18 protein-coding genes and 3 pseudogenes are annotated in these 21,931 nt (G+C 61.5%); 7 read left to right on the top strand and 14 right to left on the bottom strand.

Going from position 1 to position 21,931, the window contains the following annotated elements; all coding sequences use genetic code 11:
- Window positions 1-110: 110 nt before the first annotated feature.
- The 5 genes and pseudogenes from HV744_RS26185 to HV744_RS26165 form a co-directional block, all read right to left on the bottom strand.
- Window positions 111-341 (bottom strand): annotated as a pseudogene (locus HV744_RS26185) (DUF4158 domain-containing protein); the annotation flags it as partial.
- Between the two features lie 198 nt (window positions 342-539).
- The gene (locus HV744_RS26180) at window positions 540-1,412 is read right to left on the bottom strand and encodes a DMT family transporter (RefSeq protein WP_175152276.1); all 873 of its coding nucleotides are present in this window, start codon (window positions 1,410-1,412) and stop codon (window positions 540-542) included.
- A gap of 19 nt (window positions 1,413-1,431) precedes the next feature.
- Window positions 1,432-1,935, bottom strand: a complete 504-nt coding sequence (locus HV744_RS26175) for a methylated-DNA--[protein]-cysteine S-methyltransferase (protein ID WP_175152275.1) — start codon at window positions 1,933-1,935, stop codon at window positions 1,432-1,434.
- Entirely contained in the window at window positions 1,932-3,374 is a 1,443-nt protein-coding gene (locus tag HV744_RS26170) for a DNA-3-methyladenine glycosylase 2 family protein (protein ID WP_175152274.1), read from the bottom strand. Before HV744_RS26170 ends, HV744_RS26175 begins: the two co-directional genes overlap by 4 nt.
- 261 nt (window positions 3,375-3,635) lie before the next feature.
- Complete coding sequence (locus HV744_RS26165; protein WP_175152273.1) at window positions 3,636-4,754, bottom strand: J domain-containing protein; 1,119 nt, start codon at window positions 4,752-4,754, stop codon at window positions 3,636-3,638.
- A 230-nt stretch (window positions 4,755-4,984) separates the two neighbouring features.
- On the opposite strand from HV744_RS26165, the gene HV744_RS26160 reads away from it, so the two are divergent.
- Together HV744_RS26160 and HV744_RS26155 are read left to right on the top strand one after the other, a co-directional pair.
- On the top strand, window positions 4,985-6,664 hold the full coding sequence (locus HV744_RS26160) for a phage integrase family protein (RefSeq protein ID WP_175152272.1): 1,680 nt from the start codon (window positions 4,985-4,987) through the stop codon (window positions 6,662-6,664).
- Window positions 6,661-9,642 (top strand): Tn3 family transposase, encoded by a 2,982-nt coding sequence (locus tag HV744_RS26155; protein ID WP_175152271.1) that lies wholly within the window; start codon window positions 6,661-6,663, stop codon window positions 9,640-9,642. The genes HV744_RS26160 and HV744_RS26155 overlap by 4 nt, the downstream gene beginning before the upstream one ends.
- Before the next feature lie 60 nt (window positions 9,643-9,702).
- Here the strand turns inward: HV744_RS26155 and HV744_RS26150 are convergent, their stop codons facing one another.
- The gene (locus tag HV744_RS26150; protein WP_425497838.1) at window positions 9,703-9,996 is read right to left on the bottom strand and encodes a cupredoxin domain-containing protein; all 294 of its coding nucleotides are present in this window, start codon (window positions 9,994-9,996) and stop codon (window positions 9,703-9,705) included.
- A gap of 89 nt (window positions 9,997-10,085) precedes the next feature.
- Window positions 10,086-11,030: a metallophosphoesterase family protein gene (locus HV744_RS26145; RefSeq protein ID WP_175152269.1), complete on the bottom strand. Its 945-nt coding sequence runs from the start codon at window positions 11,028-11,030 to the stop codon at window positions 10,086-10,088.
- Between the two features lie 965 nt (window positions 11,031-11,995).
- Here HV744_RS26145 and HV744_RS26140 point away from each other — a divergent pair.
- Together HV744_RS26140 and HV744_RS26135 are read left to right on the top strand one after the other, a co-directional pair.
- Window positions 11,996-12,574, top strand: a pseudogene (locus HV744_RS26140) (Tn3 family transposase); the annotation flags it as partial.
- Between the two features lie 5 nt (window positions 12,575-12,579).
- Window positions 12,580-13,224: pseudogene (locus tag HV744_RS26135) on the top strand (ISNCY family transposase); the annotation flags it as partial.
- A 244-nt stretch (window positions 13,225-13,468) separates the two neighbouring features.
- On the opposite strand, the gene HV744_RS26130 reads toward HV744_RS26135, so the two are convergent.
- The 7 genes from HV744_RS26130 to HV744_RS26100 all read right to left on the bottom strand — a co-directional run bounded on the left by HV744_RS26130 (window position 13,469) and on the right by HV744_RS26100 (window position 19,350).
- Window positions 13,469-14,278: a c-type cytochrome gene (locus HV744_RS26130; RefSeq protein WP_175152267.1), complete on the bottom strand. Its 810-nt coding sequence runs from the start codon at window positions 14,276-14,278 to the stop codon at window positions 13,469-13,471.
- Window positions 14,278-15,900 carry a b(o/a)3-type cytochrome-c oxidase subunit 1 gene (locus HV744_RS26125; protein WP_175152266.1) on the bottom strand — a complete coding sequence of 541 codons (1,623 nt, stop codon included), beginning with the start codon at window positions 15,898-15,900 and terminating at the stop codon, window positions 14,278-14,280. The genes HV744_RS26130 and HV744_RS26125 overlap by 1 nt, the downstream gene beginning before the upstream one ends.
- A complete protein-coding gene (locus HV744_RS26120; RefSeq protein WP_175152265.1) occupies window positions 15,887-16,459 on the bottom strand; it encodes a cupredoxin domain-containing protein in 573 nt (190 codons plus the stop codon). The genes HV744_RS26125 and HV744_RS26120 overlap by 14 nt, the downstream gene beginning before the upstream one ends.
- A 2-nt stretch (window positions 16,460-16,461) precedes the next feature.
- On the bottom strand, window positions 16,462-16,644 hold the full coding sequence (locus tag HV744_RS26115) for a hypothetical protein (RefSeq protein ID WP_175152264.1): 183 nt from the start codon (window positions 16,642-16,644) through the stop codon (window positions 16,462-16,464).
- A 42-nt stretch (window positions 16,645-16,686) separates the two neighbouring features.
- Window positions 16,687-17,964, bottom strand: a complete 1,278-nt coding sequence (locus tag HV744_RS26110; protein WP_425497835.1) for a c-type cytochrome — start codon at window positions 17,962-17,964, stop codon at window positions 16,687-16,689.
- 47 nt (window positions 17,965-18,011) lie between these two features.
- On the bottom strand, window positions 18,012-18,734 hold the full coding sequence (locus HV744_RS26105) for a c-type cytochrome (RefSeq protein ID WP_175152262.1): 723 nt from the start codon (window positions 18,732-18,734) through the stop codon (window positions 18,012-18,014).
- Window positions 18,735-19,152: 418 nt separating this feature from the next.
- A complete protein-coding gene (locus HV744_RS26100; protein ID WP_175152261.1) occupies window positions 19,153-19,350 on the bottom strand; it encodes a hypothetical protein in 198 nt (65 codons plus the stop codon).
- A gap of 329 nt (window positions 19,351-19,679) precedes the next feature.
- On the opposite strand from HV744_RS26100, the gene HV744_RS26095 reads away from it, so the two are divergent.
- From HV744_RS26095 to ccmB, 3 genes are read left to right on the top strand one after another with little or no spacing between them, the layout of a single operon-like run.
- Window positions 19,680-20,936 (top strand): hypothetical protein, encoded by a 1,257-nt coding sequence (locus HV744_RS26095; protein ID WP_175152260.1) that lies wholly within the window; start codon window positions 19,680-19,682, stop codon window positions 20,934-20,936.
- A gap of 18 nt (window positions 20,937-20,954) precedes the next feature.
- Complete coding sequence (locus HV744_RS26090; protein ID WP_175152259.1) at window positions 20,955-21,233, top strand: heme ABC exporter ATP-binding protein CcmA; 279 nt, start codon at window positions 20,955-20,957, stop codon at window positions 21,231-21,233.
- A gap of 14 nt (window positions 21,234-21,247) precedes the next feature.
- Window positions 21,248-21,916: a heme exporter protein CcmB gene (ccmB, locus tag HV744_RS26085; RefSeq protein ID WP_175152258.1), complete on the top strand. Its 669-nt coding sequence runs from the start codon at window positions 21,248-21,250 to the stop codon at window positions 21,914-21,916.
- The last annotated feature ends 15 nt before the right edge of the window (window positions 21,917-21,931 follow it).

The raw sequence follows: 21,931 nt of genomic DNA, 5'->3' as shown, positions 1-21,931 counted from the left end.
GATATATCCGGACCCGTTACCGGGTAACGCAAAATGCCCAAAGGAGATAGCATGTGCCGCTTCACATCGCTTAGTCCAGAAAAACCTGAACGGTCCAGGCGAGGCGCTTACTGTAATAGCGACGACGGCACGACAGCATCGGCCGCCAAGCCTTGTCCCGGGTAGCGAAGCAAGCAGAGCTGGATGGCGAAACCCAGGCGATTCAGATTGCCGCGTCGCTGCCCGATCAACGATTGATCGGAATCGCTGAAGGTGTAATACCTGATCAATCCGTCTTCGGTGTCCGGCAGGGCAAGTAAGCTATCGCGTTCCGTGACGGACAGGATAGAGCGGCGCGGCATGAGAGCCCCCCGTAAGCGAGACTGCGATGTAGCGTCACTGAGAGTCTCCGCATCTCGAAAACGACGCGACGCGTTAGAAAGTTCTCTTCACCCGCACAGGCAATGTGCTGTACACCGACAAGGAACGGGATCGGGATCCAGCAGTTCTCCACTTCATTGCGGCAGTCATGTCATGCACGGCAGCGACCGAATGTTTGCTTAAGCCCTTTGGAATAGTCGCCATGATATTTTCCCACTCGTGATCGCCGTGCCGAGCAGCACAATCGCACCTCCTGCAAACATCATCGGCGTAATCCTTTCGCCCAAGAAGGAAGCGCCCCAAATTATCCCGAACACGGGAATCAGAAAAGTTACTGACGCAGCATACGCAGCCCCTACGTTTTCCACGAGGCGGAAAAATAGTACATACGCAAAGCCAGTGCAGACAATTCCCAGTGCCGCGACACATCCCCATGTCGACACCGAGATCGAGCGCGCTGGCCACAGCCATAATGCCAGCGGCACCAGCACAATTGAGGCGAAGAACTGGCTCCCGAAAGCGACCACGAACGGTTGCACACCGGCTAAGTAACGCTTGGAGTAGTTCACAGCGAACCCGTAGAACAGCGTGGCGACGAGCGCGGCCCCTATTGCCAACGGCACGCCCGATATACCCGCAACGAGGGTATCGCGTACCAAGACGATAACGCCCAGAAAGCCGATCAGCAGGCCGAAAATCTGCTGCCTTCCCATCGACACTTGAAATCCGATGCTGGCAATCAGCGCAGCCCACAATGGGGTTGTCGCATTCAGGATCGAATCCATTCCGGCGTTCACTGATAAGGTCGAATAGGCCAAAAGGCAAAACGGAATTGCCGAATTGGTGAGGCCGACGACCAAGAGATGACCGACCTTGGCTCTGAATTGGCCGCGTGCCACAGCCGATCGCATAAACGGTAGCAGTACGAGCGCCGCAATGCCGACGCGCAGGGCGATTAGCGGAATTGGGCCGAGTTCCGGTGTGGCGACGCGCATAAATAGAAACGACGCGCCCCATACTGCGGCCAGAGTGATCAGTTCAATGACGTTCATAAGAGTCAACTTTGTTTTGTCAGTGAGATGTAACGTGGGGGAAGCCACGACGCTCCATTACGAGCAGTGCCTGTTTGCGTTCGATGCCGCCTGCATAGCCCGCTAGATCGCCGGTCGATGAGATAACGCGGTGGCAGGGCACGATGATCGATATCGGGTTTTTGCCACTGGCGCTTCCGATAGCGCGAGCCGCACCGCTCGCTAGACCTATCCGCTGCGCTATAGCCCCATAGGAAGCGATCGTCCCATAGGGAATCGCCGATAATTCTTGCCAGACGAGCCGCTGGAAAGCCGTTCCTCGGAGATAGAATGGCACCGTGAATACCCGGCGTTCACCAGAAAAAAACTCGGCCAACTGCTCTCTAGCCTGTTGAATGACTGTGGGCAAACGTTGGTGAACAGTGACAATGGAAAGGGTTGGAAAATGCTTCTGACCAACGAAGAACAAGCCAGTTAGAAAATCATCTTCAGCACGCAAAACGATTTCGCCGAGTGGACTTGAAACGCGATAGCAGGGGATCATTTGCGACTCCCTTCAGATTGCCTCCAGACGTGGAGCGTCGCGTATGCGCGCCAAGGTTCCCAACGGGCAACGTGCTGTTTGAGCTTGGATGAATCGGGTTGGGCGAGTTGCCGTTTCAAAACTGCATCACCATCCGGAAAAGCGTTGGGCCATGCAAGCGCCCGCATCGCGATGTATTGAACGGTCCATTCCCCGACGCCGCGAATCTTATGCAACATCGAAAGCGTCTCCTCAAGCGGCGCCATAGGCTCTAGAACGATGCGCCCTGCTGCTACTTCCTGGGCGATGGAAATGATTGCTTCCGCTCGAATGCCCGTCATTCCAACGCTGACTAGCGCCGACGCCGGCAATTGGGCCAACGTAGCTGCGGACGGAAATGTTGTGGCAAGGCCATCAGGTGCTTCGGCGATCGCAGTTCCATAACGAGCTGCGATTCGCGACAGAATCGCCCGCGCGTGCACAACCGAAATCTGCTGTCCGACGACCGCCCGCACGGCAATTTCGAACCCGTCGAATGTGCCGGGAACGCGCATGCCCGGCAGTTCAGCGGCAAGCTCACCGAGTTGCGCATCAATAAGGTCCGGCCTGGCACCTAGATCAAACAGCCGGCTTATCCTGCCGAGGACCTGTCCAATGACAGGCGCAAGGGTCATCGGAACAGTCACCTCAACCGAATGTCGCTCCGGGACGTTCCTCACGCTGACCCAGGCGGCGATCCGGCCTTTGCTGTGTTCAATCTCTACCGTGCGGTTGTACACCTCATCGGCCAGATGTTCGACACCGGAAATTCGGCGCTGCGATAGGAAATCCAGCACCCCAGACCACGAGAATGGTGGGCGATATCCCAGTAAGAATGACAAGTTTTCACTGACCGAGACACTAGCTCCTTTCCTCAATCGAAGGGGGCTAAATCCATACCGCTTTAAAAATAGATCGTTAAACCGTCTGACGCTTCCGAATCCGGCGGTGAATGCAACGGTAGCGAGAGGAAGCGCTGTATCGGTTAACAACCGCTTTGCCAAAAGGAGGCGTTGCGTTTGGGCGAACTCAACCATGGATACGCCATATTCGGCGGCGAAGATGCGTCGTAGATGCCGTTCAGTGACGCCGACTCGGTTCGCCAGGTCTTCGAGGGTCGCTTCGTTTAAAAACCCGTCGCTAATGAGCGATGCGGTTGCCTTTGCCAGTCGGCTGGAAACATCCAGCAAGCCGTTTCCCGGAGCCAGTTCAGGTCGGCATCGCATACAGGGGCGAAAGCCCGCTTTTTCGGCCGCCGCGGTCGTTGGGAAGAACGAACAGTTCTGCGGCTTAGGCGGTCGCACAGGACAGACAACCCGACAGTAAATACCCGTGGACGATACCGCCACGAAAAACCAGCCGTCGAAGCGGCGATCCCGCGAAAGCAAAGTCTGATAGCACGTGTCGGGATCGAGGTTCATGCCTCGAACTTTAAACGAACTGCCGTCTGGATTCTGGCCAAATTCGGACATGAGTATTGGGCATCTGCTGTTCGCAGTGTCGTTCGCGAGCACCGTCGTCTCCGGCTTGCGTGTCGCATAACTTGTAAAACCTGCGACACTCGGCCGCAGCATTACTGAGGTGCGGCCGGGATTCGGCAAAAATCCGCCACATCTCGGATTAAGCTATTGATCGTAATAAGAAAAACGGATTATCAGATTGGGCTGGCAGGACCTATCTAGCTAGAATGGCATGGAGTCAAAGTCGGTTCGAGCCGACACGAGCTTGACGTTTTTTAACGCGCGCTTCAGATTCTTGATGTCTTCGAACGCGACAAGATCTTGTTCAAGGGTTCGAATGTGGAGTCGCAGCTCTTTGAGATCAACGGCGAGATTTCGCAGGACGGTGTCTGGAGAGACAGGTTCGAAAGGATCGATTCCATATGCGTAGCGAAAGGCTGACTCGACGTGGACGATTTCCTGATCCAGTTCGCGCACCTGTTCCTTCAGGATCCTGTTGTAGTGCTTGAGCCGGTCTTCGCTGATGCTGTTGATCGAATGCTGATCGATATGTTCCAGTTCGAGTTGCAACTCCAGCAGTTGCAGTAGGTTGTGCTTGTTATAGGCCTCATTGACGCGTTGCATCAGTCTGGTTTTCCGGTCGCGTTCCTGCGGGTCAGCTTCGCGATCGGGGTGCAGAGCACTGGCCAGTTTGCGGTAGACCTCGCGGATAGAAAGGCTGATCTGCGCCTGCTCTTCATGCGCACGAGCTTCTGCGGCACGCTGTTTGGGTGACTTTTTCCGGGTAGCTCGCGCTTCTCGCGCCGCAGCTTCGGTTGCCGCTTCCGCCTGCTTTTGTTCGATGTGCGCCTGGGTACGTTGCAGCAAGTCTTCGGGAGAGCTCATGTCCAGGTCATCGCCGAGATCAACACCGAGCATGGCCTCCAGCACCGATTTCATGCCGTCGAGTTCTGCAGCGGTTTCGCTGTCGTAGTCGGTCGGGCTGTACTTGTTGTAAATGGCCTTCAAGTCCTCGTCGTCATTGATCAGATCGCCCGCCAGAGCGGTGATCATGGCGGCCATCTTGCGACGCTCTGTTTTGGTCAGGTCCTTCTGTCCGTAGGCCCGATCCAGGCAATGCACCATCCGGATCTGCAGCGCGGTCGAGGTTTGCTCAAGCGGCAAGAGATCGTTGACATACCGCTGCTGGAAGGTGGGCGTAACGGCTTCCCAGGCGCGAAGCTGCTTGCGGCGCTTTTCGATCTGCCCGATCAGCGAATTGAACGTCTTTTGCCCTTTCGACAAGGCGGGTTTGTCGTGATCGGGTGCAATGCTGACGGACCGCAAGTTTGTCCTGGCCATGGGTCGAGTTTCTGCTGAAGGTGTGGGAAGGTAACGGCTGCCCGCATTTTACCCGATGGGTTCGACATGTGGATCGAGCTGACGGTCGGCACACCAACGAATTTTCACGCGTCTATATCGCTAACCCTTATTATCGATAGGGCTACATTTCTGGATAAAACTCCCATGTCGGGAAACGCGCCACACCTGACCTGCAGCTCCATTGCCATCACGTTGCCTATAATCTCCGGATGCCGAACGTTCCGTCGCCACCATCTTTTCCTGACACCGCGTCCCTGTCTGCGCTGCGAGCGTGGTACGCGGGCGTTGGCTCGCGGGAGGCCGTTGAGCGCTATTGTCCGCAGGCGCTCGAAGGCGGCCAGTCGGCGCGCGGCGTGATCGGACGAATTCGTCGACAGCTCGCCGGTTTCGCCCTCAGCCGGCATCGCGCCGATCTGGCCCGGCTGTTCCAGTGCGCGGTGGGCGAACGGTCCCGTCACCGCAAGGCCGCGACCCGGGCGCTGGATATCCTGCCAACGCTTGCGATCCCGCAACCGCAGGTGAGCGATGCGGTCGATGTCTGGCTGCCGGCCCGTGTTGTCCCCGTGCTGCAACAGCATGGCATCCGGACACTGGCTGATCTGACTGTGCGCATCCCTCGTCGCCGGCGCTGGTGGCGCACGATTCCCGGGCTCGGCGTGCGCAGCGCACGGCACATCGAAACCTTCTTTGCCGCCCACCCAGTGCTCACCGAACGCGCCCGCGCGCTGATCGTGGTGGCGACGCCGGGGCCCGTGGTGCCGTGGGAAAACATCCACGTGCCACATGACGTCGACGGCTCGCGTGGCGCCTTCCGCGCACCGAAGCCGATGTGCGCGCTCGAGGCCGATAACGACTATCAGGCGATCAGCGCCTGGCTCGACCGGCACGAAGCCGCCGAAACTCAGCGTGCCTATCGCCGGGAAGCCGAGCGCCTGCTGCTGTGGGCGATTGCCGAGCGCGGCCGCGCGCTGTCTTCGCTCACGAGCGAGGATGCGACCGCTTATCGTGCCTTCCTGCGCCATCCCACACCCCGCGCCCGGTGGGTCGCGCCGGCGCGTCCGCGATCGTCGTCCGAATGGCGGCCGTTCACGGGCGCGCTGTCGCCAGACTCCATCGCCTATGCGCTGTCAGTTCTGAGTGCAATGTTTCGCTGGCTGATCGAGCAGCGCTACGTGCTCGCAAATCCGTTTGGCGGCCTCAGGGTGCGCGGCGCGCAGCGCAATGGGGAGCTGGACATCTCGCGCGCCTTTACGGCGGGAGAGTGGGAGCTGATCCGCACGATTGCCGATGGCCTGGAATGGTCGCATGGCTGGGCGGTTCCCGCCGCACAGCGTCTGCGCTTTCTGCTCGATTTCGGTTACGCGACCGGCCTGCGCGCAGGCGAACTGGTCAGCGTTACACTCGGCGGTATCATGACCGGCACGCGCGGTGAGCGGTGGCTTCACCTCACCGGTAAGGGGGCGAAGGCTGGCAAGGTGGTCCTGCCGCCGCTCGCACGATTTGCGTTGGACCAGTACCTGATGCAGCGCGGCCTGCCCGTGAGCCGCGCCCGCTGGGCACCGGATACGCCGCTGCTCGGCCATCTCGACGAACCCGGCGGCATCACCACGCCGCGTCTGAGGGAGGTGCTGCGCCGGTTCTTCCAGACCGCCGCCGACGCAATTCGGGCCGACCATCCGGCACTCGCCGACAAGCTGCAGCGCGCGACGCCACACTGGCTGCGCCACACGCACGCAACAAATGCTCTCGCACAGGGCGCCACGCTGACGACTGTGCGCGACAACCTGCGTCACGCGTCGATCACGACGACCTCGATCTATCTGGACGACGACGAAGTTCAGCGTACCCGGCAGATCGAGCAGATCTTTGCGCGGCGGCAGCCAACGTGACGACTGTCCACGAGACCATCTATCCGGTGCTGCCGGCTGAGCCGGGCGCGGCGGAGCTGAAAGCGGCATTCACGCCGAGCGCCGCGGAAATCCGCTTCGTGCGCCGGCAATCCCGGCAGGAAGCCTCCGCCGTATTGATCATGGTGCAGTTGAAGCTGCTGCAGCGTCTCGGTTACTTCCCGATGCTCGTGGAGGTACCGCCCGCCATTGTCGATCACATCCGGACGTCGATGCGCGCCCGCGCCCTGTCCCGGACGGCGATCGCACGGTATGACGTGTCGGGCACCCGCATCCGTCACCAGAAACTGCTGCCCGGCTGGCTTGACATCCGGGCGTTCGAAGCGAGTGAGGCGGCGTCGCTTGCTGAACTGGCGTCGGCGGAAGCCCGGACAAAGATCGAACTGCCCGATATTATCAACGTGCTGATCGAGGAACTGGTCCGGCGCCGGTACGAGTTGCCGCCGCTGGCGACGCTGCAGCGCATCGCCACGCAGGCGCGCAACGATCACAACGAGGCGATCTATGGGGCCATCACCGGCGCACTCGATGCAGCACTCGTCGAACGCATCGACGCGCTTCTCGTCGTCAAGGCCGGCAAGTCCGGTTGGGATGATCTGAAACAGGAGCCGAAGCGACCCGCCGCGCGGGCGATCGCCAGCTTCCTCAAACATATCAACGGGATCAGGAAACTGGCGGAAGGCTTGCCGGCGCCACCCTCTATCCTGTCTGTTAGCAAGCGGGCCCAACTGGTCACCGAAGCGCGGGCGCTCGACGTCGCGGAACTGCGTTCGCTCAAGACCGCGAAGCGTCATACGCTCGCGGTGCTGTTCATCCAGGCGCAGTTGCAGAAGGCGCTTGATGATGTTGCCGAGATCTTCATCAAGGTGGTGCGCAAGTTGGAGTCCTACGCAAAGGTCCGGCTGCAAAAATACCAGCTTGAACACGCCGGTATGCTGGAGGGACTGGTCGGGCAGTTCCGGGACGTCCTGCAGATTCTCCAGGATGAGGGTGTACCGGAGCCTAAGCGGTTACCGAAAATCCGCGAGTCGCTCGGCGACCCAGCCGAAGCGCTCGCGCAATGCAACGAGCACATCGCTTATGCCGGGCAGTTCGATCTGCCGTTTATGCTCGTGCCGTACCGCACCCAGCGCTCGCTGCTGCTCCAGTGTCTGGACGTGCTGCCGCTGCAATCGAGCTCGCAGGACCGCGCGGTGCTGGTTGCGCTCGCGTGGCTGCAAGGTTTCCGCAACGCGCACCGCGAATACCTGCTGCTGACCGACAACGACTTCGCGAACCTGCCGCTGGACTGGTTGCCGGAGAAGTGGGAGCGCGCGGTGTTCCCGCACGGACGGGACAGCCGGATGCTGCACCGCCGGTTCTTCGAACTGGGTGTCTTCAGCCAGATCATGCGGGAACTCAATTCCGGCGACCTCTATGTGGAGGGCAGCGACCGCTTCGACGATTATCGGGTGCATCAGGTCACCGACGAGGAATTCCGGCGTGAACTGCCGCGCTACTGCGAGATCGTGGGCTTGCCCACCGACGGCAAGAGCTTCGCGAAGGATCTGCGAGACAGGCTGAACGCGGCGCTCGACGAGGCCGATGCGAACTTCCCGGCAAACGACAGCATCGAGTTCGTCAATGAGGAACTCGTCATCCACAAGCCGGGCAAGGAGCCCGAGCCGCCGAACCGCACGCTGATCGATCAGGCCATCACGGCATCGATGCCACAGCTCAGCATCCTGGATCTCCTCACCGAAACCGAGCAGTGGCTCGACCTGCATAAACTGTTTGGACCGCTATCCGGGTTTGACGCGAAGATCGACGATCCGCGCAAGCGTTTCATCACGACGCTGTTCTGCTACGGTTGCAACCTGGGGCCGAGCCAGACGGCGCGCTCGGTGAAAGGGCTCACTCGCAAACAGGTCGCCTGGCTGAACCTGAAACACGTCACGGAGGAGCGGCTCGACAAGGCGAACGTGACGGTGATCAACGCGTACAACCAGTTCGCGTTGCCGAAATACTGGGGCAGCGGCAAGCGCGCGTCGGCCGACGGCACCAAGTGGAGCCTGTACGAGCAGAACCTGCTGTCCGAGTATCACGTTCGCTATGGGGGATACGGCGGGATCGGCTACTATCACGTATCCGACATGTACATCGCGCTGTTCAGTCACTTCATCCCGTGCGGTGTCCACGAAGCCGTCTACATCCTCGATGGGCTGATCCTGAACGGCGCAGACGTCAAGCCCGATACGATCCATGGCGATACGCAGGCGCAAAGCGGTCCGGTCTTCGGTCTGTCGTACGTGGTGGGCATCAACCTGATGCCGCGCATGCGCAACATCAAGGATCTCGTGCTGTACAAGGCTGACCGGCGGCGCAAATACAAGCACATCGACAGCTTGTGCCGTCAGGCGATTGACTGGGCGATGATCGAACGTCACTATGCCGACATGATGCGCGTTGCGGTGTCGATCAAAGCGGGCAGGATGACGCCGTCGACAATCCTGCGCCGCCTCGGCTCGGAGAGCACGAAAAACAAGCTCTACTTCGCGTTTCGGGAACTGGGCCGCGTGATCCGTACGCTGTTCCTGCTGAATTATCTCAATGAGCCGGAGCTGCGTCGCACGATTCACGCGGCAACCAACAAGAGCGAGCAGTTCAACGACTTCGCGCAGTGGCTGATGTTTGGTGGCGAAGGCGTGATTGCCGAAAACGTCCGGCACGAGCAGCGCAAGGTGATCAAGTACAACCACCTCGTCGCAAACATGGTGATCCTGTACAACGTCCAGTGGATGTCGCGCAAACTGAAGGAACTGCAGGCGAAAGGGCATCCGGTTGACGCCGAAGTACTCAAGGTGCTGTCGCCGTACCGACGGGAACACATCAACCGGTTTGGGGACTATCTGCTGGATCTCCTACGCCCCGTTCCGCCGCTCGATCCGACCATCGATTTTGCATTCAAATCAGCTGCTTAGACTGAGATGTGGCGGATTTTTAACGAATCCCGGTCAAGCCTCTTACTCACCTGAACGCGCTTACTGGACCGTGATGGTCGCCTTCATATATGGATGGATGCCGCAGAACACCTTGTACACCCCCGGCTTGTCGAACCTGAACTGATACGTATCGTTCTGGTCGAGCGCGGCGGAGTGGAATATGCCGGCATCGTTGACGACGATGTGCGGCTCGCCGTCCATATTCTTCCAGGTTACGGTCGTGCCCGCCTTGACCGTGAGGGCCATCGGCGAAAACATGAAATTCTTGATGATGACAACCTCGTTGGGCGCCTGCGCCTGCGCGGCAGGTAACCCGCCGACCATTGCCGCCATGAGCATCCCGCCCCCGGAGAGGACAAACGCGCGACGAAAGAGACTGCATGCCATGGTTTGGCTCCTTGTGCAGTGAGCGAAAGTCGAAGTCAGGCGAGGGTCGTGTCGGAGAGCTTCGCCGCGAGGGGGTGGCGCAAGATCCTGATGCTGGTGACGCCCAGCATCTTCGGCAACTGATCTCTCGGCACCGTCAGCGGCATGGGTCCAGGGCCATTGCCGGCCGTCGGTATCGGATAGGCGGTCGAGCGCGCGCTATGGAACGTGATATTGCCTTCCACCTTGGATACGATCTGATGAATATGACCATTGATGACGGTGACCGAGCCGAACCGCTTCAGATAGTCCATGGCCTGGCCCGCATCGCCGGTGCCCCAACCCCACGGTGCGTAAAGCGTCCACATCGGCATGTGGGTAAACACGACGATAGGCGTGCTGGCCGAGCGCCCTTTCAAATCTTTTTCCAGCCACGCAAGCTGGTCTTCGCCCAGGCTGCCCAGCGCGTTTGGTGTGAAATGCAGCACATTGACGAGCGCGATGAAGTGCACGCCGCTATGGTCGAAGCTGTAATAGCCCCGGTTGTCGGACTGCTGGCCGAAGCGTTTGAAGTACTCGCCCTGCGGCCCGTCCGTCACGTCATGCTCGCCGGGCACGGTGTGTAACTCGGTGATGCTCAGCCCGGACAGCAACTGGCTTGCGAGATCGAACTCCTCCGGCCTGGAAAGATGGGTGATATCGCCAGTGTGAATTGCGAGCGCCGGCTTCACCGGCATGGCATTGACGTAGTCAATCGTCTGCTTGAGCGTACCCGCGACGTCGGGGTTGGCTTCCTTGTTGAAGCCAATATGCGAGTCGCTGATTTGCAGGAACAGCGGCACGCCTGATATCGCGGACTTGTCCTCGGTGCTGGCAGCAAGGGCCAGGTCCATGGGCGTGAAGACGCCTCCGGCCAGGACATACAGGGTGCCCGCACCACCGAAGGCGAGGCATTTCAGGGCGCTGCGGCGCGACGGCTGGGAAGGAAGATCTGACGACATGGTGCCTCCTCGTCTGGGATCAGGATGAAAACCGCCGGTTTGCCCGGTGCGCCTCCAGCGCTGGTTTCAAGAGCAATACCACTGAAGCGTCCGTTTTATTCCCAATCGGAAATCGCCCGGCTGGGCGGTCGCGATCGCAGACTGCAACGCCATCGCTTGATGGTTCGCGAAAATTCAGCCGCAGCGCCCCTGGCGGCGACGATCCTCGTCGCATGGTCTGGCGCGAAATACGTGTCGTTGACCGGGATCGACTCGCCGGCATTTCAGGAGCGCCGTCCGTGGGCATTATGCGCGCCGGTGCGCGAACCGCAAATCTTCGGTGAGTCACCGTATCCAGCCGGCCATACGACGGCTCGAGGCTGCCTGTTTCATACGCTACGCACTGTGCTCCGCAACCGACCAGCTACTATCGATGCTCGGCGACTGGGTCCGCAAGGCGATCCGGACGGCAAATGATCGGGTGGCGGCCTCGCGCCCAGACCTGAAGGCGCAGTTGCGGGATTTCGCTACGGCAGTCAAGACGCTCGCAGGCAACAAGGACCTGACGCGCGATGCGCTCGTCAAACAAGTGTGCGAACTGGCGGATGCCGCGCTCGAACAGGATGTACCCAGCCGCACGAGCCTCATGCGCACACAACTCGTCTCGAAGCGCCGCGTGGTGCCGGGCATTGCTCGCAAAGCTGCTGGACCTGCCTTTCCAAGCGCAAGCAGCGCATCCGGTCATGGATGCGCTCGTATTGCTGCACAAACTCTACGAGGACAAGGCAGTCGAGCTGCCGCCGGACCCAGAGATCCCGCTTGGCCGTGCCTGGCAACGCATGATCGCCAGCGAGAACCGCAGCGATGCGCTGATCGCTTTCGAATGGGCAACGCTCTTTGCGTTGCGCGTGGCATTGCGCAATGGATCGGTCTATGTCGAACACAGCTTCTCGTTCTGCAGCCTCGGCATGCTGCTGATACCCGTTGAGGATTGGCAACGCCAGCGCAATCATTTCTACGGCCAACTGGGTTTGCCGCAGGATCCGAAGGTTTTCCTCGAGCCCGTCATCAGGCATCTCGATGAAGGCCTTGAGCGTTTGCGTGAAGCCGTCGAACGCGGTGAGGTCCGCGTCGACAGCGCCGTTCATCTCGATTTCCTGAAAGCGGAGCCAGAACACAAGGCCGTCGAGGACCTGCGTCGGGCCCCGTTCGCGTCACGCCCCGACGGACAGTTGCCCGAGATCATCCTGCAGGTCGACAGTGAGGTTCGCTTCAGTTGGCTCCTGCTCGAACGCGAGCCGCGCTCGCGCAGTGAATTGCTGATGGTCTACGCCGCCATCCTTGCGCATGGCACTTCGATGTCTGCCGCCGACATCGCACGCATGGTGCCCGAGCTGGCGGCCGAGGCGATCCGACCGATGATGCGCCGCATTGCCGATGAACGGCTGCTGCGCCAGGCAGCCGATACCGTGCTGCAGTTCATGCACCGGCATCCGACCACCCAGTACTGGGGACGGGCCGATCTCCCCTCCTCGGACATGATGTTGCTTGAGACAGCGATCACGGCAAGCTGATCACGGCAAGCGTGCGCGAACTCGAACGGGTCAAGGTCATCGAGGCGGTGGTTGAAGGCCGCCTGCGGTGTTTTCAGGCGACTGAGCGGCTGCAGCTCAGCGAGCGGCAGATCAGCCGGCTGTGCCGGCGCTATGAGGCCGCAGGCCCGGCAGGCCTCGTATCGGGCCGGCGTGGGCTGCCGAGCAACCGGGAACTGCCAGTCGATCTGTGGGCACGGGCCATGGCACTGGTGCGCGAACGCTACGCCGATTTCGGGCCGACGCTGGCGTGCGAGAAGCTCGCTGAATGCCACGGCATCTGGCTGGCAAAAGAGACAGTACGACGATGGATGCGCGATGCGGGCCTGTGGATTCCGCGCGCCCAGCGCCCGCCGAAGGTGTACCAGCCGCGTGCGCGGCGTGCGTGCCTGGATGAGCTGATCCAGATCGAAGGCAGCGACCACCGCCGGTTCGAGGACCGTGCGCCGGCCTGCACACTGCTGGTGTACGTCGATGACGCGACGAGCTGGCTGATGCATCTGCACTTCACGGCAACCGAATCGACCTTCAGCTACTTTGAGGCCATACGCGCGTACCTGGAGCGTTACGGCAAGCGGGTGGCGCTGTACAGCGACCGCGCCAGCGTGTTCCGCAGCGTCAGGGCAAAAGGCCAGCGCTACAAAAGCACAGTTAGCGTTCTTTGCCAGCCCGCGATAGCGTACCTTGGTGAATCCCCACAGGTGCTGGGGACGCAGTCTCGCGTCAGGCGCTGGCCGGCTTCCAGCACAATGCCGTGATTTTTCCAGTTGACGCACTGTTCACATCATTGCCCGGACAACCGCTGGAATACGGCACCTATTGTCGGTCTTGAGGAATCAGCATCGCCAGTTATCCTATGGACCGCTTCTACGGCCGCACCGCGTAGTACTTTGCCACGCCGCTAATCTCTTCCGGTGTCATGTTGCGCGCGACATTGCGCATCTGCTCGTTGATATCGTTGTGACGATCGCCATTGGCGAACGCGCGCAGTTGCGCCGCCATGTACACCGACGACTGGCCGCCGAGCCACGGCGCGGAACCCTTGCGGTCGCGCTCGCCGTGACATGCCGCGCACGGCGCGATATTACGCATCGGCGAGCCCTCGTTGACGAGCTTGCGGATACTCGCGTCTTTGACCGTGCCTCGTTCGACGGCAGGCGGGCGCGGCAGCGTCGAGAAGTAGTTCGCGAGATCGTGCAGATCGCGGTCATTCAGATTGTGGATGATCGGCGGCATGATCGAGTTCGCGCGCTGGCCGCTCTGGTAGTCGCGCAACTGCTTGTAGATCACGTCCGCGTACTGCCCGGCGAGCACGGGCGCCGTGACCTGAATCAGGCTTTCGACGCCGTGGCACATCGAGCAGTTCTGCGCGAGCGTCGCGCCGCGTCCGACCGAAAGGGCGTCGGGACGCTCGCGTCCCAATGGCGGCGGAGGTGGTATAACGATCACATCGCTGGGCGCGGGCCCCGCGATGTTCTCGCTTTGCGTGTACCACGACGACGGCACGCCCGCCGCGCTGCAGATGGTTGCCCACAGTCCGCGTTGCGTGAAGTCGGGATGCCTCGACGGCAGCCAGACGAAGCCGATCAGAATCGACACGATCGCCATCACGATAACGCCGCCGACGCTCGACGTGAACCACCGGTTCCTCAAGCTGAATACGCGTTCGTCGCTCATCACCTTGCTCCCACTGCGACGGCCGGCACCGATGTCTGCTGCAAGCCGAGCAGTTGTGCGATCGGCACGCCGTAGTTCACGACCGTCAGGCCGATCATCAGCGCGACCCACAGGCCGAAGCCGTTCAGCGCGACAGGCACGCGGTCGACGGGATGCACGGGCGCGCTGAAGCGGAACGGCTTCGGCTGCTCGATCACGCCGAACTGCGCTTTCGCGAGGATGTAGAGAAAGAGCAGCCCGGAGATCACCAAAATCAGCCCGCCGACTGCCGATACGGCTACCCAGAACGCTTGCGGCGCAATCGCGGGATCGCTATAGTCGTAGTAGGCCATCCGGCGCGGCGCGCCGAGCAGGCCGACGTAATGCCACGGCAGCGTGACGACCATCATGCCGAGGAACCACAGCCACAGTTGCCAGCGGATCAGCCTCAGCGAGCCGATCGCACGGCCCGTCAGTTGCGGCCACAGTTCATACGCAATCGCGAAGTACATGATGACGATCGCGCCGCCGAAGATCAGGTGAAAGTGCCCGGTGATCCACTGCGTGTTGTGGATGGTCTCGTTCAGCTGATAGCTCATGTTGATGAGCCCTCCCGCACCGCCCAGGCCGAGCATGATGAACGAGAACGCGATCACGAGCATCATCGGGTTGTCCCACGGCAGCGCCTTCAGCCAGCCGAATGCGCCCTCCCCGCCGCGCAGCCTGCCGGCGATTTCGACCGACGCGCAGATCGTGAACACGGTGAGCAGTGTCGGCACCGACACCATGCCGGTGAAGACGGCTTGCACGAACTTGAAGCCCGAGCCGACCTGCGGATCGACGAACAGATGATGAATGCCGATCGGCATCGCGAACACGAGGAACAGGATGAACGCGACGCGCGCCATCGAATCGCTGTAGAGCCTGCCGCCGATCGCGCGCGGCACCAGCGTGTAGTACGCGATATACGACGGAATCAGCCAGAAGTAGACGATCGCGTGCAGCGTCCACGAGAACAGCACGCGCGCGAGGCCGGCGTCGATCGTGGATTTCAGGCCGAGCGCGACGGGCAGGATCTGAAGGAGGATTTCGAGCGCCGCGCCCACGGCCGTCCATGCCCACAGATACGCGCCCGCCACGTTTGCATACATTGCGAGTGGCACCGGCTTGCCGGGATTCGCGCGCTTCCAGATATGCAGATTGATGCCCATCAGCGCGACCCAGATCCACGAGCCGACCACCACCAGCACGACGCCGAGGTAATAGAACGGGCTGCCGATCATCGGCGGATAGAACGTGAACAGCACCGACGCCTGGCCCGCCGCGACGGGCACCATCGCCATCACCGCGCCGATCGCCAGCATGATGAACCCGGCCCACGCCCACTTCAGGCCGACCAGTGCCTGTTGCAGCGCGAGTTCGACGATCGCGTAGCCGAAGCCCATCGCGACCAGGGTGGGCAGCACGTAGGCCATCACCGTGCCGTGCGCCGTCACTGAGCGGTAGTACAGCTCAGGATCGCCGATCCACGGATGCAGCGGACTGCGCACGAGCATTTGCCATGCGCCCAGCAGCAGCGCAATTCCGAACGCGATGAACGCGAGCCAGAAGTGCGCGAGAACGAGTCGCTTAGCGTGAAACACAGCTGAGCCTCCGGTTTTGTTTCACCTGTTCGAAGAAAGCAGCCTTGTCGATGACCTTCACGTGCGCCCACATCGTTTGATGGCCGAACCCGCAGAACTCGTGGCAGGGCATCAGGTGCTCAGTGGGCCTGTCGAAGGAGGATGAGAACGTCGCGACGTAGCCGGGCACCACCATCGTGTTGATGTTCGTATCGGTGATGAGCAGGCCGTGCACGACATCGGCGCTCGTCGTACGGAAGGTGATCGGAGTGTCGGCGGGCACGAGCAGGCATTGCGGCGTGAACGAGTACTGCTGCGCGATGAAGCGCACGACGACGGACCCGTCGGGCTCGACGGCGCTGCCCAGATTGTTTTCGACGAATTCACCCGACATCTGCAGGCGTGTCGGGTCGATGGTCTCGACGCGCGACGGCGGCATCATCGCCCAGTGCAGGCCCGAGTACACAATGACCACGAGCATAAACAGGATGATCGCGCTGACGAAGTAGGCCCAGTGCTTTTCGGATCGCACGGAGACGGCGTGACCGCCGTCCGGGGAGTAGGGAGGTTGGCTCGACATGATCAGTGAATGACGCCGCGCGGCAGAAACACGAGAAAGTAGAAGCCGATCCAGATCGCCAGCACGACCACGGCGGCGACGCCCGCGACCGCGATCGCACCATCCGGTCCTTGGGCGACGATGCGTTCGACTTCTTCGTCGGAAGCGTTGCCGTCGTGGTCGACGGAGTGAACGTTAGGGTCCATCTGACATATCTCCGAGGACAGGGTCTGCGCGAGCGATGTCCGCTAGTGCAGCGGGGCCTTGCGCAGTTCGTTGACCTGCCGGGCCGTCACAGGCTGGCCGTGGTTGCCCCACGCCGTGCGGATATACGTGACGACAGCGGCCGCGTCGGCGTCGTTCAGGTTCTGCGCGAACGGAGGCATGCCATAGGGCTCCGTGTTGCGCCGCGTGCAGGGCGGGAAGCCGCCATTCAGCACGATGCGGATCGCGTTGACCGCCGAGTCCATTTCGATCGACTGGTTGCCGGCGAGCGGCGGATAGTGCTGCAACTTTCCTTCGCCACGCTCGCCGTGGCACGTCGCGCAGCGCGTCACATAGATATGCTGACCATTCTCGAAGATCGCCGGTTCGACCGTCGCCGGCGGGCCGCTCTTGCGGCCGGGGTCGTTGTCGGGCAGCGTCTTCAGGTAGACCGCCATCGCCTTCACGTCGTCGTCGGTCATGTATTGCAGGCTGTGATACGTGACTTCAGCCATCGGGCCGTACACCGCGCCGCGATCGGAATTGCCCGCCTGCAGCAGATCGACGATGTCCTTGATGCTCCAGTCGCCGAGGCCGCCGTCCTTGTCTGACGTGAGCGACGGTGCGTACCAGTTCTGCACCGGAATCAGGCCGCCAGCGAACTGGTCACTCTTCCACGAACCGCCGATCAGGTTGATCTTTGTATGGCACAGCGTGCAGTGGCCGAGCCCTTCGACCAGATACGCGCCGCGGTTCCATTCGACCGAGCGCGCCGGGTTCGGCTGGAACTCGCCTTCGCGGAAGTATAGCGAGCGCCAGCCGAGCAGCAGTTGCCGCTGGTTGAACGGAAAGCGGAGTTCATGCTTGCGGTTGGGCCGATGGACAGGCGGCAGCGACTTCAGATACGCGAAGATCGCGTCCGAGTCTTCGCGCGTGACCTTCGTGTATTGCGCGATCGGCATGGCGGGGTAGATCAGCTTGCCGTCGGGGTTCTTGCCCGTGCGCATCATCTTGAAGAAGTCGTCGGCCGTCCATTTGCCGATGCCGTACTCGTTGTCGGGGCTGATGTTCGGCGTATAGAGCGTGCCGAACGGCGTTTCCATCGCGAGGCCGCCGCCGAAGGTCTTGCCGCGCGGCGCGGTGTGACACGCGATGCAGTCGCCCGCGCGCGCAAGGTATTCGCCGCGCACGACGAGCGCGGGACGCGTATAGGCGCCTGTTGCCGTGGCCGTTTCGGCGGCATGCGCCGAAGCTGCGAGCGGCGCTTGCAGCACCCAGGCGGCAAGCGCGAATGACGCGCCTGCCACAACCGGTATCGTCATGCGAACGGCGCGTCGCATGTGATTCACGGAGCGAAAGGAGAGGGTCTTCATTCCGGTTGGATCCCACATGCCAATGGCAGCATGCCGGGCAGCCGCCACTCGGGACGCGTATCGGCGGGAGGCGGCTGGCGCGCGAGCCAGCTCGAAACGGCCGTGATGTCCTTGTCGTTCAGCTTGACGGCAATCGAATGCATGTAGTCCGGCGCAAGCGCGTCACGCGTGCCCGAGCGCCACGTGCCCATCTGTCGGACGATGTAGCTCGCATGCAGGCCGAGCAGTCCTGGGATGCCCGGCTCTTGTCCCGTCAGATGCGCGCCGTGACATGCGGCGCAGGCGGGGATGCCGCGCTTGGAGTCGCCGTGCATGACGAGCTGCTTGCCGTAGTCGAGCGTAGCCTGCGGCAGCGGATTGGTGTCTTGGTTGGGATACGGTGGCTGCAGGTCGGCGAAGTACTTGCTGATCTTGCACAGATACTCGTCGGACAGGAACGCGAGCAGATAGCGCATCGGCGGATACGTGCGGCCGCCGTCGCGGAATGCCGTCAGCTGGTTGAACAGATAGTCAGCGGGCTTGCCGGCGATACGCGGGAAGTAATCGTTGTCGCGCCCCTGGCCCTGCGTGCCATGACAGCCCGTGCATGCATGCATTTTCTCGTCCATCGCGGAAGGCGCAGGCGTATCGTTCGAAGCCGCGCAGGTCGGCCGCGCACACAGGGTGCATAGGGCGCAAATCAGCAACAGGATCGAAGATCCGACGGTTCTGCGATGCACGACTGGCCTCGTAGGGATAGGGTTTCTAAATGTCGTTTGTCACACCCTTGGAAGAGTCGTGTGGCGCTCTTCTTTCGATACTGCCTATCTGCTGCGGCCGACTCAGCGGCCGGGGACCTGCTGATTGCTGCTGCTTCTGGACATGCGATGCGTGCGGCCCGGTTTGGTCAAGTTAGCGAAAGCATGCAGTATAGGGGCGGGTTTTACCTGGTTTTACCGGACTGCCATGCTCGCGGCAGCGAACGCGCGCGCCTCGCCCTGCCAAGGCCTCGATAAACATAGGACATGGATGACGTTGGCGTTGCACTTATCATAGGAGGCAAATTGCGTGCTTTCAACGTAGGGCAGAATCAGATGCAGCAATTACCCTGTCAACGAAGTACCTAAGCGGATGCTGCAACCCGCTTCACGTCAGAAGTCAAACGCTGTAGTACGCGCCGTCAGCGATCACCCGAGCTAGCGGCACATCGCCGGGCACGACGACATTCATGCCCTCGCTATCGGACACCCCGAAGTCGGTTACTGTGATGCCGTGCACATTCATGTCGGCATCGACAGGTGCACCTTGCGCCAGGGCGTGAGGGCTGCTTTTTTGCCGTATTTCTTCTCGTGCCATTCACTGGCCCGATCGAAGCTCATGCCGGTACTGTCGTACTATGATTGTCACCGTCTCACCCCGGGCCAGGCGCCCCGCCAGCCTCTGGCAGCGCTGCCGGATGCATCGGGCAACCGAAGCGCTCGCAGGCCGGCACCACGCCAGTTATTCCGCCTCCGTCCTTAGCTGCGTCTGCGATAAGGAAACTCACACCCATCTGAACAAAGCTGCGCTGCGCAGGTGGTGATAGGGGAACCGACATTGACGCCGGTCATCCGTAGATGTAGCTTGATATAGGTGAATGTCTGTCTGTCGTAACCGTGGTCGGAAAACGCAAGTCGAGGGCCATCATGTTTGGCAGAACTGTTCGCGTAGTCGCCGTGGCCACCGCGTTGGTGATCGGCGCAGGCGTAGTGTCGAGTGCCGACACGACGCAGGGACGCGCCATGTCCGGCAGCAACAAGCTGGGGTTCCCCGAAGGCACGGCCACCCCCTCCGAGACGTGCGGGGCGTGCCACAAAGCGATATACCGTGAGTCTTCCGAAGGCGCTGGATCGGATTTGTCCTGGCCAGCAATGAAGTTGCTGCCGACCTCGCAGGCGCTCCTGAATCTTCCTGCGAATGCCTCGCAGTCCGCCACGGCGCATGCCGTCGCAGGCATTGATCCGTGGCCGATCGAAGCGAGGCGTCATGAAGAAAACGGGAAGATTTGCAACGTCTGCCACTATCCGGCAGCGTTCAATTATCCGGACAAGATGAGCGCGACAATCGAGAAGCCTGTACCGCGCCAGGCTAATCAGGACCGCGGTCTCACCTGCGCTTCATGCCACCTTACCCCGGACGGCAAGATTCGCGGGCCGTACGGGATGGTCGCGCCGCATGAGACCGTCGCCGATCCGGACATCCGGACCTCGGTTGCGTGCGCCTACTGCCACTCCGAAGGCAAGCGCATTCCGGGCAAACAGACACAGACGTTCCTCGAATGGCGCGAGGACTTCATCAAGGCTGGTCTCGGCACGCAGCAATGCCAGGACTGCCACATGCCGCGGACTGTGCGTAAGCTCGCCGAAGATTTCGACCTGCCCCCGCGGATCGTCGCGCGGCACATCTGGACCGGCGGTCATTCCTTTCAGCGCGTTTCGAGCGCTCTGAACCTGGACATAGTGCAGACGAAGGACGCCAAAGCAGAGCTTGCGTTTCACGTGACCAACGTCGGTGCGGGGCACTCGGTGCCCACGGGATCGAACCGCCGGGCCGTGTATCTGAAGGCAGAGGTGATCGACGCGCGAGGCGCGGTCGTCGCGTCCAACGAGTGGATGTTCGCGCCCTGGATGCTTGGGCGACCGGACGACCGGGCATTCCTCGAAGAGGACAGGAAGGGTCCGCATCCGGTCGCGACGATGCAGGCCGACGCGCAAGGACCGCACGAAACCATCATCCGCGCCGGAGAAGAGCGCATTCTCAACTGGAGTCCGAAGCTCGCAGGTGGCCGCTACACTGTGCGCGCCACGCTCATATACGACCTGAATCGCTACAACGATCGAGCGTTCAAGGACGATCAGCGACCGATTGCAGAGACGACCATACCGATCGAGGTAGCATCCTGAATCGCCGGTGGAGGTACGATGCGCGCGGCTGTCAAAAGAAGAAATCCTCGAATACGTCGCGGCGCGTCCCCGCGGCGCGCGCCTGGGGACCGGGAAAAATCCCACACGCCTCTACCCGATGCGTCGCTATGGATCCTCGACGAACCCTTCGATGCGATCGATGTCGACGGCCTCGAACGCGTGAACGGGCTGATCCGCGAGCACGTGCAGCGCGGCGGCGTGCTGCTGTCCAGTCACCTCGAGCCGAACATTCCGATGCTGCCGGTCCGCGAATGCGATCTCCACCGCTATTGCTGACACGGGTGACCGACATGCGTTCCCTGTTTCTCGCCCTGTACAAGCGTGACCTCAAACTGGCCATGCGGCGGCGCATCGAGGCTTTTCTGCCCATCGTGTTCTTCGCCGTCGCCGTTAGCCTCTTTCCGCTGGGCGTTGGGCCGGAACGAGAGACATTGCGGCAGATCGCTCCCGGCATCGTATGGGTATGCGCGCTGCTTGCCGCGATGCTCTCGGTGACCCATGTCTACGCGGGCGACTTTGCCGATGGCTCGCTCGAACAGATGCTGCTGTCGGGCCACGGCGCCGTCGTGATCGCCGCGGCCAAATCGGCGGCGCATTGGACCGTGACAGGCCTGCCGCTGGTCATATCGGCGCCGATCTTCGGCCTTCTGCTCGACATGGATCGCGCGTTGCTGAAAGTCTTGACCATCTCGCTGCTGCTGGGCACGCCAGTGCTGAGCCTGCTCGGCTCGGTGGGTGCGGCGCTGGCGCTCGGGTTGCGCAGCGCCGGGGTGCTGATCTTCCTGCTGGTGCTGCCCTTGTCGATTCCCGCGCTGATCTTCGGCACCGGGGCGGTCGAGGCCGTCGAAGCAGGCCAGTCGCCCGGCGGGCACTATTCGATCCTCGGCGCCCTACTGATCTTCACGGCATTGACGGCGCCGCCCGCCACGGCCGCGGCCCTGCGCATCTCCATGCAGTGAAGCCGGAATAAAGGA

Source organism: Paraburkholderia ultramafica, assembly GCF_902859915.1.
In the GTDB taxonomy this organism is placed as follows: domain Bacteria; phylum Pseudomonadota; class Gammaproteobacteria; order Burkholderiales; family Burkholderiaceae; genus Paraburkholderia; species Paraburkholderia ultramafica.
The sequence above is the reverse complement of the archived record's forward strand: the minus strand, read 5'-3'. Positions and strand labels throughout refer to the sequence as shown.

What these genes read in the sequence shown, in the direction of transcription:
- HV744_RS26180 (WP_175152276.1), bottom strand. Translation starts at nt 1,412, where the DNA reads ATGAACGTCATTGAACTGATCACTCTGGCCGCAGTATGGGGCGCGTCG.
- HV744_RS26175 (WP_175152275.1), bottom strand. Translation starts at nt 1,935, where the DNA reads ATGATCCCCTGCTATCGCGTTTCAAGTCCACTCGGCGAAATCGTTTTG.
- HV744_RS26170 (WP_175152274.1), bottom strand. Translation starts at nt 3,374, where the DNA reads ATGAACCTCGATCCCGACACGTGCTATCAGACTTTGCTTTCGCGGGAT.
- HV744_RS26165 (WP_175152273.1), bottom strand. Translation starts at nt 4,754, where the DNA reads ATGGCCAGGACAAACTTGCGGTCCGTCAGCATTGCACCCGATCACGAC.
- HV744_RS26160 (WP_175152272.1), top strand. Translation starts at nt 4,985, where the DNA reads ATGCCGAACGTTCCGTCGCCACCATCTTTTCCTGACACCGCGTCCCTG.
- HV744_RS26150 (WP_425497838.1), bottom strand. Translation starts at nt 9,996, where the DNA reads ATGGCGGCAATGGTCGGCGGGTTACCTGCCGCGCAGGCGCAGGCGCCC.
- HV744_RS26145 (WP_175152269.1), bottom strand. Translation starts at nt 11,030, where the DNA reads ATGTCGTCAGATCTTCCTTCCCAGCCGTCGCGCCGCAGCGCCCTGAAA.
- HV744_RS26130 (WP_175152267.1), bottom strand. Translation starts at nt 14,278, where the DNA reads ATGAGCGACGAACGCGTATTCAGCTTGAGGAACCGGTGGTTCACGTCG.
- HV744_RS26120 (WP_175152265.1), bottom strand. Translation starts at nt 16,459, where the DNA reads ATGTCGAGCCAACCTCCCTACTCCCCGGACGGCGGTCACGCCGTCTCC.
- HV744_RS26115 (WP_175152264.1), bottom strand. Translation starts at nt 16,644, where the DNA reads ATGGACCCTAACGTTCACTCCGTCGACCACGACGGCAACGCTTCCGAC.
- HV744_RS26110 (WP_425497835.1), bottom strand. Translation starts at nt 17,964, where the DNA reads ATGACGATACCGGTTGTGGCAGGCGCGTCATTCGCGCTTGCCGCCTGG.
- HV744_RS26100 (WP_175152261.1), bottom strand. Translation starts at nt 19,350, where the DNA reads ATGGCACGAGAAGAAATACGGCAAAAAAGCAGCCCTCACGCCCTGGCG.
- HV744_RS26095 (WP_175152260.1), top strand. Translation starts at nt 19,680, where the DNA reads ATGTTTGGCAGAACTGTTCGCGTAGTCGCCGTGGCCACCGCGTTGGTG.
- HV744_RS26090 (WP_175152259.1), top strand. Translation starts at nt 20,955, where the DNA reads ATGCGCGCGGCTGTCAAAAGAAGAAATCCTCGAATACGTCGCGGCGCG.
- ccmB (WP_175152258.1), top strand. Translation starts at nt 21,248, where the DNA reads ATGCGTTCCCTGTTTCTCGCCCTGTACAAGCGTGACCTCAAACTGGCC.